At 67.4% G+C, this 11960-nt stretch carries 9 protein-coding genes; 3 read left to right on the top strand and 6 right to left on the bottom strand.

The genetic code is table 11. The features are described 5' to 3' along the window. From C454_RS17610 to C454_RS17600, 3 genes are all read right to left on the bottom strand, one after another. A partial coding sequence (locus C454_RS17610) for a methyl-accepting chemotaxis protein (protein ID WP_049905257.1) occupies nucleotides 1-2480 on the bottom strand: 2480 nt, incomplete at its 3' end. 281 nt (nucleotides 2481-2761) lie between these two features. Next, the gene (gene rbcL, locus C454_RS17605; RefSeq protein ID WP_004977657.1) at nucleotides 2762-4006 is read right to left on the bottom strand and encodes a type III ribulose-bisphosphate carboxylase; all 1245 of its coding nucleotides are present in this window, start codon (nucleotides 4004-4006) and stop codon (nucleotides 2762-2764) included. Nucleotides 4007-4156: 150 nt separating this feature from the next. Continuing rightward, on the bottom strand, nucleotides 4157-6076 hold the full coding sequence (locus C454_RS17600; RefSeq protein WP_004977656.1) for a DEAD/DEAH box helicase: 1920 nt from the start codon (nucleotides 6074-6076) through the stop codon (nucleotides 4157-4159). A 156-nt stretch (nucleotides 6077-6232) separates the two neighbouring features. Here C454_RS17600 and C454_RS17595 point away from each other — a divergent pair, with 156 nt between their 5' ends. Genes C454_RS17595 through C454_RS17585 form a run of 3 tightly spaced genes read left to right on the top strand, consistent with a single transcriptional unit; the run spans nucleotide 6233 to nucleotide 9489 of the window. Next, entirely contained in the window at nucleotides 6233-7675 is a 1443-nt protein-coding gene (locus C454_RS17595; protein ID WP_004977655.1) for a COG1361 family protein, read from the top strand. Nucleotides 7676-7681: 6 nt separating this feature from the next. Beyond that, nucleotides 7682-8347, top strand: coding sequence for an ABC transporter ATP-binding protein (locus C454_RS17590; RefSeq protein ID WP_004977654.1), 666 nt, complete (start codon nucleotides 7682-7684; stop codon nucleotides 8345-8347). After that, complete coding sequence (locus tag C454_RS17585; RefSeq protein WP_004977653.1) at nucleotides 8344-9489, top strand: ABC transporter permease; 1146 nt, start codon at nucleotides 8344-8346, stop codon at nucleotides 9487-9489. Before C454_RS17590 ends, C454_RS17585 begins: the two co-directional genes overlap by 4 nt. A gap of 91 nt (nucleotides 9490-9580) precedes the next feature. On the opposite strand, the gene C454_RS17580 is transcribed toward C454_RS17585, so the two are convergent. The 3 genes from C454_RS17580 to ribH form a co-directional block, all read right to left on the bottom strand. Then, a complete protein-coding gene (locus tag C454_RS17580) occupies nucleotides 9581-10174 on the bottom strand; it encodes a type IV pilin (protein ID WP_004977652.1) in 594 nt (197 codons plus the stop codon). Nucleotides 10175-10387: 213 nt separating this feature from the next. Next, nucleotides 10388-11542 (bottom strand): pyridoxal phosphate-dependent aminotransferase, encoded by a 1155-nt coding sequence (locus tag C454_RS17575; protein WP_004977651.1) that lies wholly within the window; start codon nucleotides 11540-11542, stop codon nucleotides 10388-10390. Further along, nucleotides 11539-11943 (bottom strand): 6,7-dimethyl-8-ribityllumazine synthase, encoded by a 405-nt coding sequence (ribH, locus tag C454_RS17570; protein ID WP_004977650.1) that lies wholly within the window; start codon nucleotides 11941-11943, stop codon nucleotides 11539-11541. The genes C454_RS17575 and ribH overlap by 4 nt, the downstream gene beginning before the upstream one ends. Between the last annotated feature and the right edge of the window lie 17 nt (nucleotides 11944-11960).

The raw sequence follows: 11960 nt of genomic DNA, 5'->3' as shown, positions 1-11960 counted from the left end.
CTCGCGCCATCAGAGATGTGTATAAGAGACAGGTCGCGCACCTCGTCGATTTGCGCTTCCACCTCGTCGGTGGCCTGACTGGCCTCCTTGGCGAGCGCCTTGATCTCGTTGGCGACGACGGCGAAGCCCTCGCCGGCCTCGCCCGCGCGGGCCGCTTCGATGGATGCGTTGAGCGCGAGCAGGTCCGTCTGCTCCGCGATGTCGTTGATGAGTTGGACGATTTCGTTGATTTCGCCCACCTGCTCGCCGAGGGCTTCGACCCGCTCGACCGCCTCGTCGGCCTCGGTCTCGATGGTCGATATCTCCTCGGTCGCCTCCGCGGCGTGGTCGCGCCCCTCGTCGGCGAGCGACACGGCCTGGTTCGCCGACTGGACGACGCCGTCGGCGGAGGCGGCGACCTCCTCGATGGTCGCCGAGAGGTCGTTCATCTCGTTTGCGACCGTCTGGAGCCGTTCGGTCTGCTGTTCCGCGCCGTGGGCGATTTCCTCGACCGACCGCGCGGTCTCCTGGCTCGCGGACTCGATTTCCTTCGCGCTCGACACCGTCTCGTTGCTCACCGCCGCGAACTCGTCGGCGACGGACTGCACCTCGACGAAGCCGTCCTGGAGCTTCTGAATCCCGGCGTCGAGGTCGGTCATGATGGCACCGAACTCGCCGGGCAGGTCGGTCCGGAGGTTCTGGTCGAGGTTGCCGTCGCCGAGTTCCTTCCCGGCGGTTCGAAGCGCCGAGACCTGCCGTTGGAGGTTCGACTGCATGTCGTCGAACGCCTCGACGAGCTCCCCGAGTTCGTCGTCGTTGGCGTCGATGTCTTCGTCGTCGTCGAACCGGCCGCGGGCGAGCGACTGCGCGCGGTCCCGAAGCGCCTCTATCGGCTCCGAGAAGTACCGCGCGGCGACGTAGCCGACGCCGACGACGACCACGATGATACCGACGATTAACAGGAGCATGACGTTCCGGGAGGTGTCTGCCCGACTGTTCATCGCCTGTCCGAGCTGTTTGACCGGCCCCGTCACGTCCGACTCGGGGACGGTCGCGACGAGTTTGTACTGCCCGTTGCCGAAGTGGAGCGGCGCGTACCCGACGAAGTACCGGTCCGAGTCGCCGCCTTCGCCGGCCGTCTCGTAGGTGGTGAGGCCGCGCTGGACGAGGCCGGCCGAGAGGTTCTCGGCGACTTCGCCCTCGACGGTTCCGAGCGATTCCTTCGAATCGGTCAGGAGCGTGCCCCCTTCGCCCACGATGGTCATGTGACCGCTCTCGCCGACCTGGATGTCGTCGATGAGCACGTCGAGGAGGTCGAAGTTGAACTGGAGCGTGATGGTCCCCGTGAATTCGCCCCCGTGGTAGACCGGCGCAGTGACGTAGACCGTGGTCCCGTCGTCGGTCGGTACCACCTCACTGACCTGGATTTCACCCTCCTGAAGCCCGGTCGCGCTCTCGAACCACTCCTCTTCGGCGTAGGAGACGTCGGACACCGACCGGGTGGTGATGCCGTCTTCCGTGCGAACCGTTTGGACGATCCCCTGTCCGTTTTCGTCGGTGAACAGAACCTCGTCGTAGGCGGGGCGTTCCTCGCCGTCGATAGTCACGGAGCGCGTTCTGAGGTAGCTCTCGAACGAGTCGTTAATCTGGCCGCGGGCGTCGGCGACGGCGGCCGTCTGAAGCTCGTAGTAGTAGACGCTCGGCGCGAGCACCCAGTCGAAGTCCTCGTGGTAGGCGTACGCGACGAACTTCTCCTCGACGGGGTTGCCCTCCTGCGTGGTGTCTTCCCACTCGTACTCGACGATGCCCCAGTCCTCGCCGTTGCGAACGGCGGCGTTAGACTCGATTTCGGCCGGCACCTGGTTGAACGCCGATATCTCGGTGTCGTCGACGGCGTTGACCCCGTCTTCGAGGCCGTGGTGGACGACGAAGTCGAGGTCGCCGTTCAGGACGAACGCGTAGCCGGTCGACCCGACGTAGCCCGGTCGGAACGCGTCGGAGAGCGTCCCACTCTGTTGAACGCCGTTTCCGGCCGTCCCGGCGATTCGCGCCTCGACTTGGTCTTTCACCTGTTGCTGCTCTGCCGAGGTGAGTTCCTCCCAGTCCCGGCCGCCGTACTGGTTCGCGAGCACCGTCTCTTTCGTCGTCTCGACGGTCGCACGCATCTGGAGCGCCATGTACCCTAACTGCGCCTGGCTCTGTTCCTGGACGAGTTCCATCTGGCCCGCCCGGGCGGCCTCGTAGTTCTGTACCGGTGCCGAGTCCGCCAGCGCGAGCGCGTCGATTCGGCGGACGTCGAGCAGGTTCTGTATCTCCTCTTGCCGGGCGGCGACGGTTTGGTTCAGCTCGCCGGTAATCTGCGCTTCGAGCGTCGCCTCGCTCTGTTCTTGTGCGTAATCGCCAATACTTGACATCCCTTGGACGCCTGCGACGCCCACGACTGCCACGGGTAGCAGCGAGATGGCGAGACACAGCGCGATAAGTTTCGTTCGTATCTTCATGATTTAGTTGATATCGGCGGACCCCGGCACCCCCCAATACACGCCGAGCAGCCGGGTGTGTGACCGAATAGCTCTGAGTTTAGCTCTGCAAAAACAACCGTATAAAACTCACCCGCTAATTATTATCGTCGATATTCGACCCCCGAACCACTTCGGGGAACCGTGGAATGACGGGGAATATCCTCTTCGATATTGTAGTAATAACTCAACACATCTCTGGAGATTGTCACGAACTAGCAACACTTGCGGCCGCGGCGGCGGTCGCGCCGCCTCGTCAGCCCCTACCGCGGCGTCTCCGTCCCCCACTTATCGAGGGCGACGGCGAGTTCGGGCGTCTCCTCGGCGGCCTCCGAGATGGACCGCCCCTCGACGTAGGCGTCGATGGCCGACCGGAGCGCGACCGCGCCCGCGCGGGTCCCGTCGGGGTGGCCGTGGATGCCGCCGCCGAGTTGGACGCAGACGTTCGTTCCCGTGGCGTCGAGTAGGTCGGGGAGCAGGCCGGGGTGGAGCCCGCCGGAGGCGACCGGCAGCACGTCGTTCATCCCGTAGAGGTCGCCCGCGAGCCACTCGTTGATGCCGACGGTGTCCTCGTTGGCGAGCTTGCCGAGGCCGGCGGTGCCGGTGTGGAGCTGGTCGACGCCGCAGAGGCGGCTCACCTGCGCGAGCACCCGCATCGAGACGCCGTGGGCCGGGAGCCGGTCGAAGGCGGCGTGCATGGCGCGGTGGGCGTGGATTGCGATGCCGTGTTTCTCGGTGCGCTCGCGGACGGTCTGGAGGCCCGCCCAGCCCGCGGTGATGATGTCCACCATGACGTACTCGCCGCCCTGCGCGGCCACCTCGTCGACCCGGTCGAGCATCGTCTGGGTGTCGGCGGTGACGTTGATGAGGTAGGACTTCTTCTCGCCCGTCTCGTCCTCGGCGTCGTCGCGGAGCGACAGCGACTCCGTGAGGCGGTCGGAGAAGGGGTTGAACGCCTGGTCGGTCAGGTTCTCGTCGTCCTTCAGGAGGTCGACGCCGCCGACCCACGCGTCGTAGCCGACCTGCGCGTGCGCCGCCGTCGAGAGGCCGACTTTCGGCTTGGGGACCGTCGCCGTGATGGGGCGGTCGGTGACGCCGAATACCTCCTCGCGGACCGAGGACCCGTACAGCGGACCGGGGTACGACGAGACGACCGACTCGGGCCACTCGCAGTCGAGGAGCCGAATCGTATCGACCGCCTTCATACCCATGATGTTGCCGGCGATGCACGACAGCACCTGCGGCATGTTTCCGGGTTCGAACAGTCCGGCGGGGTAGGCGACCCGAATCAGGTCGCCGTCGATGTCGAACGTCGTCGCGCCCATGTCGGTGAAGTCCGCGCCGGTCTGGAGGGCCGCCCACGTGCCGTTGGAGGACTCCGAGGCCACGCGACTCGCCGCCGCCTCCGTCGACATCCCCGTCGCGGGGTCGATGCGGAAGGTGCAGACGAGGTCCTCGTCGGTCGGTTCGTACTCGAGGTCGAGGAAGTCTTCGTACGTGATACCCATAGCTTCGCCTACGCTCCCGCGGAGCTTAAAACGGCATCCCGAAGCGACTTTGCCCCCTCGACGCGAAGGAGAACGGTTCGGCGCGCAGCGGCGTCATTACGGGGACGTCACGGGGTCACCATGGGTGCGCCACGCGGGCGGCCCTCCGCGTCAGGGCGACAGCAGCGCCCGGACCTCGCGGAACTCCGGCACGTCGGCGTCGAGGGCGGCACAGAGCGCGTCGGCCGCGCCCAGCAACCACTCGGCGCGCTCCACGCGGGACTCCACGTCGCCCGGCCCGATTCGGTAGCGCTCGACGAGTTCCTCGATGTCCGAGCCCTCGGTCCACTCGTGGAGGATGCGGGCGGTCTTGACCGCCGTCAGCCACTCCTCGAAGGGGTCGGCGTCGTGCATCGCGGTGGTGAACTCCGCGGCGTGGCTCCGGGCGTACTGGTACATCAGCGCCCGCTCGCGGTTGCCGAGGTAGGTGTCGTGCATGTCCGGCGTGTCGCAGACGACTTCGAGGGCGGTCCGGGCGGTGACGTGCTCGTCGGCCATCGTCTCGATGGCGCGGATGCCCGAGACGATGCGGGCCCCGGTCGTCGGCGAGACGTACTGTCTGGAGGTCTGTGCGCCCAGCGTCGTCGCCGACAGCGTCCCCTCGGTCGCGTCGAGGAGCTCCATCGCTTCGAGCTCCGAGACCACGTCGGCGACGAGCCCCACGAGGTCCACGCTCGGGTTCTGGTGGGCGTAGTAGGTCGCCGAGAACACGTCGGCGACGCCGTCGAGGCTGTCGGCGAACCCGGAGGCGACGACCGAGAGGACGTGCGTCCGGAGCGCCTCGGGGTCGTCGAACTGCGAGTCCACGGCCTCCGCGTCGGCCGTCACGTAGCGGTCGAACAGCTCGGCTTTCGTGTCCGCGTCGCCGACGAGGACCGCCTCCCCGAACGGGTCGAGGTGCGGGCGGCCGGCGCGGCCGCACATCTGGTGGACGTCGAGGACGGGAATCCACGCCATCGAGTCGCCGGTGTAGCGCTTCTGGTCGCGGATGACGACCCGGCGGGCGGGGACGTTCACCCCGGCGGCGAGCGTCGGCGTCGCGCAGATGACCGCGAGCCGGCGGTCTCGAAAGGCGTTCTCGACGGCGACCCGGTGGGCGCTCCGCAGGCCGGCGTGGTGGAAGCCGACGCCGGTCCGGGCGCACTCCGAGAGCTGGCGGCCGGTCGCGGTGCCGCCGAGTTCGTCGAGTTCGTCGCCGAGGGCGGGCGCGGGCGAGAGGTCCTCGTCGGCGAGGCGGTCGGCGAGCGCCTCGGCCTCGCGGCGCGACCGGACGAACGCGAGACACTGCCCGCCGGTCTCGACCGCGTCTTCGACGAGCGCGACGGTCGCCTCCGTGGCCTCGTCGTCGTTCGGGCCGGTCGGGGGGACGACCACGTCGAGGTCGGTGCCGTCGTCGAACTCGACGGTCTCGTCGGCGTAGACGCCGGTCCGGAGCGAGACGGGTCGCCACGTGCTCTCGACCAACGCCGCGTCGAGCCAGTCGGCGATGACCTCGGGGTTGTCGACGGTCGCCGAGAGGGCGACGAGCTGGAGGTCCGGAACGCGGCGCTGGAGCGTGGCCAGCGTGACTTCGAGCGTCGGTCCGCGCCCCGGCGCGCCGAGGAGGTGGACCTCGTCGACGACGACGCAGGCGAGGCGCTCGACCCACGGCGCGCCGTTTCGAATCGCCGAGTCGACCTTCTCGCTCGTGGCGACGACGATGTCGTGGTCGCCGAGCGCCGCCTCGTCCGCGTCGAAGTCGCCCGTGGAGATGCCGACGCTCACGCCGGGAAGTCGGTCGAACGTCTCGTACTTCTCGCGGGCGAGCGCGCGAAGCGGAACGATGTAGAGCGCCGGCCCGTCGGCGGTGAGCATGGCGAGTTCCGCGATGAAGGTCTTGCCGCTGGCGGTCGGAATGGCGGCGACGACGCGGCCGCCCTCCGCGACGCCCGCCTCGACCGCGGCGGCCTGCGGCGGGTAGAGTTCCTCGATACCGTCCGACTCGTAGTGGGAGACGAGGGCCGCCGACAGCGGGAGGTCACGCACGCGCATCTGTCACAGTTCTGGTGGCGGACTCACATAAGTATCTTCGCCGAGCGGGGGTTCGCCGACCGACGGCCCCCGAACCGGGCCGAGACGTTCGGCCTCGTGCGACCGTCAGCCACGGCAGGTATTTCCGTCGGCTTCTCGATATATGGATTGATAAACATGAGCAGGCGCGCCCTCTCGGTCGCCCTTCTCGTCGTCGTCGTGTTCGCCGGACTCCCGGCACCGACGCTCGGCGCGGAGGCGACCGCTTACATCGACGACGTCTCCGTCTCGCCCGCACAGCCGACGCCGGGCGAGCGGTTCATCCTCTCGACTACCGTACAGAACGCGCAGAACAGCCCGTCGAACCTCCAAGTGACGGACGTGTACGTCCGCACCGCGAGCGGCTCGAACGACCTCGCGCGGGCCGAAGACCTCGGGACGATTCCACCCGGGAGCGACCTGCAAATCCCGCTTTCAGTCCGGCTCGCCGACGCGGGGACCTACGACCTCCGCGTGACCGTCGTCGGCCGGAGCGACGGCCAGGTCCAGCGACTCCAGTACCCCGTCGTCGTCCGCGTCCGCGAGGGCGGCCCGCAGGTGACCGTCGAGGTCGGCGACGCGGTCATCGGCACGGAGACGCCCGTCCAGGTCACCGTCTCGAACGGCGAGGAGGAGGTGGCGCGCAACCTTCGGCTGTCGGTGGCCGCCGAGGACGCGACCGTGCGGAACGACACGCGCGTCGTCCCGCGCCTCGACTCCGGACAGGCCCAGACGTTCCAGTTCGACGTGACGCCCGGCGCGACCGACTCCGAGGTGACGGCGACGCTGCGCTACACCACCGCCGACGGCAACGCCCGGACGACGACGACCACCGCGCCGCTCGCCGCCGACGAACTCCGAGAGAACGTCCGCCTCGACGCGACCCTCGGCGACGGCGCTCGCCCCGCGGTCGTCGTCGACGTGACGAACCTCGGCAACGCGCCCCTCGAAGACCTCGTCCTCTCGCTTCGCGATGGCGACGCGACCGTCGTCGGGAACCCCGTCGGAACCGTCGCGGCCGAGTCCACCCGGACCGTCCGGCTGAACGTCTCGTCGGTCGACCGCGCGACGCTCGACGTGGTCGCCGACTACGAGACCGGCGGGCGAGACGGCTCCGCGGCGACGACCATCGACTACGTCGCCGCCCCCGGTCGGATTTCGCTCACCGGCGTCGACGTGGAGCGCGAAGACGGGAAGATACACATCTCGGGCAGCGCGAGCAACGTCGGCCTCAGCGACGCCCAGAGCGTCGTCGTCCGGGTCGTCCCGACCGACAGCGTCACTCCCGAGCGCCCCTACAAGGAGTACTTCGTCGGCTCGGTGCCCGCGAGCGACTTCGCCTCGTTCGACCTCTACGCCACCGTCGACGACGGCGTGACCTCCGTCCCGGTCGAGGTGACCTACCTCGCCGACGGCCGCGAGCGGACCGTCGAAACGACGGTGGACGTGAGCGACCTCTCGCAGCCCGTCGACTCGAACGACGGCGGCGGCGGTCTCGGCACCACGCTCCTCCTCGTCGGCGGCCTCGTCGCCCTCCTCGTCGTGGTCGGCGTCGGAATCTACGCCTACAGACGACGCTGATTCGAGATGAACCACATCATCGAACTCCAACGCGTCTGGAAGCGCTACGACACCGGCGGCGAGGTCGTCGAGGCGCTCAGGGACGTGGACTTCCACGCCGACCCCGGCGAGTTCGTCGCCGTCATGGGGCCCTCGGGTAGCGGGAAGTCCACGATGCTGAACGTCCTCGGCCTCCTCGACACGCCGACTGAAGGGACCGTCTACCTCGACGGACAGGACGTGACCGACCTCTCCGACCGGGAGATGACGGTCCACAGAAAGCGCTTTATCGGCTTCATCTTCCAGAGCTTCCACCTGATTCCGACGCTGTCGGCGCTGGAAAACGTGGAGATGCCGACGCTGTTCGGCGACGACCCGACCGCCCGCGACCGGGCGACGCGCCTGCTCGAACGCGTCGGCCTCGGCGAGCGACTCGACCACCGACCCGACCAGCTCTCGGGCGGGCAGAAACAGCGCGTCGCCATCGCGCGGGCGCTCATCAACGAGCCGCGCATCCTGCTCGCCGACGAGCCGACGGGGAACCTCGACCGGAAGACCGGCCGGAGCGTCCTCGACCTGTTCGACGAGATTCGCCGCGAGGACGACGTGGCGGTCATCGCCGTCACCCACGACCCCCAACTCGGCGACTACGCGGACCGAACGGTCGAACTCATCGACGGGAGGATACAGTGAGCGTCCTCGACGACCTCTTCCGGCGCGTTCCCGCGCTGTTGATGGCGCGTCGGAACCTCTCGCGCAACCGCATCCGCTCGGGGCTCGCCGTCCTCGGCATCATCATCGGCGTCCTCGCCATCGCGTCGCTCGGCATGTTCGGCACGACGCTCCGCACCGGCGCGAGCCAGCAACTCGGCGACATCGGCAACGAGATCAGCGTCTCGCCCAACTTCCAGGAGGGAATCGAGGAACTCACCGAACGCGACGTCGACGAGATTCGTCGCGCGGTCACCGACGGCGCGGTCGTCCCCGTCCGCTCCGAGTCGAAACTCGTCTCGCGAGGTGATCGACAGACCGTCACAACGGTCTACGGGATGGAAGACCCCGGCGCGCTCTACGAGGCCGAGGAGGGGCGTATCCCCGACCGGCTCAGACAGGGCGCGCTCGTCGGCTCCGGCACCGCCGGCCTGCTCGACATCGAGCCCGGAAACACCATCTCCGTCGACGGTCGAACCTACCGCGTCTCGGCCGTGTTGGCCGAACAGGGCGGCATCTCGCTCGTCAGCCCGAACAACGCCGTCATCGTCCCCGTCGAGGACGTCAACGGCACGGGCTACTCGCAGGTCGTCGTCAGCGCCGACTCCGGACAGGCCGCGAACGAGTCGGCGGTCGCCATCCGCGAGGCCCTCAACGAGCGCGAAGAGCGCGTCTCGGTGTTCGAACTCCAGTCCATCACGGCGGGCATCAACGAGTTCTTCGGCATCCTCAACGCCTTCCTCATCGGCATCGGCTCCATCTCGCTGGTCGTCGCCGGCGTGAGCATCCTGAACGTCATGCTCATGAGCACCATCGAGCGCCGCCAGGAAATCGGCGTCCTCCGCGCCGTCGGCGTCCAGCGCGGCGACGTGATTCGCATGATTCTCGCCGAGGCCGGCCTGCTCGGCGTCGCCGGGGGCGTCATCGGCGCGATACTCGCGGTCGGCGCGGGCGTCGCGCTCAACGCGTTCGTCCTGAACGACCCGCTCGCGACCTTCCAGGTGGCGAACCTCCTCTACATCGTCCTCGCGGTCGGATTCGGCGTCGGCACCAGCGTCCTCTCGGGGCTGTACCCGGCGTGGAAGGCGGCCAACGAGCGGCCGGTGGAGGCGCTCAGGAAGTAGTTGGGACCCTCAGGGATGCTGTGTCTGTGAGAAATTAGGGTCGTCGTCGGCCACGTGGTGGCCGGTTACTGCGAAATCGTTACGGAGGTGGTTAGGCCTCGGGGCCGGTCCACGTCTGAATCGTCGCGGAGTTCTCACCGGACTCCGAGGTCCAGACGATACGGACCGTTGCACCGCTCAGGTCGAGTGCCTCTTCGTCGCTATCTCCACCGGAAGTATCGTCATTAGTACCATCTGCAGCGACACTAGTGCTGTCACCATCAAGGTCGTACAGGAAGTCACCACCATCTAACGTAACCGTGTTACCCGCACTCACAGTACCCGACGAAAGGTCGTCCCAAGACGTGTCTCCCGAGGTTCCAGCTATTGCAAGTGTTGCTGACGTGGACTCGTCAGCGTCAACAGCGGTCGCACCGGAGACTGCAAAAGTCAATCGCTCCGAACTGATTGCAGTCCCGGATTCGTGGGTAATCGAGAGAACGTCTGCATTATCGGTTGATGATTGGTCGTTATCGGTGAAGTCGAAACTGAAGCTCGCCTGCGGGGCGGTCGCCGTCTGCCCACCCAGTCCGAGGACGAACGTCCCGATAACGGCCGCGAGAATCACCGTAATCGCGACCATCAGAATCACGCCGATGACCGGCGAGACTGCACCATCGTCTGCTAGTAGTTGTCTTATTTTCATGAGTTGTATGCTCCATACATACGCGGACCGTCCGCGGAGAACCCACCCGAAGAGCGGTATGTACGAGTAGTACCTAGGTGGTAGTGGACATAAATCTAACCGAAGATACGACAACAAAAATCACGTTCATCCCTAGCACACTGTCAGGTTAGTTGCCAGTACGCGCTCTCGGGGCTCGATACGACGGTGGAAAATCGGGTCGCCGCGGGCGGCTCAGATGTAGTCGTGCTCGGCGAGGCGCTCGACGGCCTCGCGGAGTCGCTCTTCGCTCGCGGCGTAGGAGATGCGGGCGTAGCCCGGCGCGTTGAAGGCGCTACCGGGGACGGTCGCGACCTTCGCGTCCTGAATCGCACCCTCGCACCACGCCTGGTCGTCGTCGTCGACGGGGAGCATCATGTAGAACGCGCCCTTCGGGACGGCGACATCAACGTCGTGTTCGGCGAGGAGGTCCACGAGCATGTCGCGGCGGGCCTCGAACGCCTGTCGCATCTCCTCGACGTCGTCGTCGGTGCGCTCCGAGAGCGCCTCGACGCCGGCGTGCTGGACGAAGTTCACGGCGCAGGAGACCGAGTGCGAGTGGAGCTTACCGGCCTGCGAGATGAGGTCCGACGGGGCGTGGAGGTAGCCGAGCCGCCAGCCGGTCATCGAGAACGCCTTCGAGAAGCCGTTGATGGTGATGGTGCGGTCTTCCATCCCGTCGAGGGAGCCCAGCGAGGTGTGCTCGAAGCCGTCGTAGACGATGCGCTCGTAAATCTCGTCGGAGATGACGGCGAAGTCGTGTTCGACCGCGAGGTCGCGGACGCCTTCGAGCGCCGCGTCGGAGAAGACGCCGCCCGTCGGGTTCGACGGGGAGTTGACGACGAGGAGCTTCGTCTCGTCGGAGACCGTCTCGGCGAGTTCGTCCAGTGCGGGTTCGAGCCTGAAGTCGTGCTGTGCGAGGTCGACGCGGCTGAGCGTGCCGCCGGCGAGTTTGACCATCGCCTCGTAGGAGACCCACGCGGGGTCGAGGAGAACGACCTCGTCGCCGTCGTCGACGAGCGTCTGGAACGTCTCGAAGAGCGCCTGCTTGCCGCCGGGCGTGACGATGACCTCGTCGGCCTCGGCGTCGACGCCGTTGCCGCGGAGCTTCGCCGCGATTGCGTCCTTGAGTTCCGGGATTCCGTTCGACGAGGTGTAGCTCGTGTGTCCCGCGTCGAGCGCGTCCTTCGCCGCCTGCGTGATGTTGTCCGGAGTCGGGAAGTCCGGCGCGCCGACCGAGAGGTCGACCACGTCTTCGCCCTGCGCTTCCAGTTCGCTCGCGAGGTTCGAGATGGCGAGCGTCGCGCTCGGTTCGACGCGGCCGACTCGGTCGCTGAAATCGAAGTTCATGCCAACGCCTCCACCATATCAGTCGCAGCGTAAACCGCTTCCGCACCTTTGCTGACGCGCTCGCGCGCCTCCGCGCCGCTCATGCCGGGGCCGGAGACGCCGAACGAGACCGGCGTGTCGCGGTCCAACGAGACCTCCGTCAGCGACTTCGCGGTCGCGTCGGCGATGACGCGGTCGTGGTCGGTGTCGCCGGTGACGATTGCGCCGACGACGGCGACGGCGTCGATATCGTCGCGGCGGGCGAGTCGGTCGGCCGCGAGGGGCGAGTCGTACGCGCCGGGGACCTGAATCGTCTCGACCACCTCCGCGTCGCGCTCGGCGGCCGCGTCGCGGGCCGCCGCTTCCATCTGCTCCGTGACCGACGAGTTGAATCGGGCCACGACGAGTCCGAGTGAGACCATGGCCGACCCTTCCCGCC

The sequence above is a fragment of the Haloferax gibbonsii ATCC 33959 genome (assembly GCF_000336775.1).
GTDB lineage: Archaea > Halobacteriota > Halobacteria > Halobacteriales > Haloferacaceae > Haloferax > Haloferax gibbonsii.
This window is presented reverse-complemented; position numbering and strand designations above follow the sequence as displayed.

Excerpts from the sequence above, each read along its gene's own strand:
- rbcL (WP_004977657.1), bottom strand. The coding sequence starts at position 4,006 with ATGGGTATCACGTACGAAGACTTCCTCGACCTCGAGTACGAACCGACC.
- C454_RS17575 (WP_004977651.1), bottom strand. The coding sequence starts at position 11,542 with ATGAACTTCGATTTCAGCGACCGAGTCGGCCGCGTCGAACCGAGCGCG.
- C454_RS17600 (WP_004977656.1), bottom strand. The coding sequence starts at position 6,076 with ATGCGCGTGCGTGACCTCCCGCTGTCGGCGGCCCTCGTCTCCCACTAC.
- C454_RS17595 (WP_004977655.1), top strand. The coding sequence starts at position 6,233 with ATGAGCAGGCGCGCCCTCTCGGTCGCCCTTCTCGTCGTCGTCGTGTTC.
- C454_RS17580 (WP_004977652.1), bottom strand. The coding sequence starts at position 10,174 with ATGAAAATAAGACAACTACTAGCAGACGATGGTGCAGTCTCGCCGGTC.
- ribH (WP_004977650.1), bottom strand. The coding sequence starts at position 11,943 with ATGGTCTCACTCGGACTCGTCGTGGCCCGATTCAACTCGTCGGTCACG.
- C454_RS17590 (WP_004977654.1), top strand. The coding sequence starts at position 7,682 with ATGAACCACATCATCGAACTCCAACGCGTCTGGAAGCGCTACGACACC.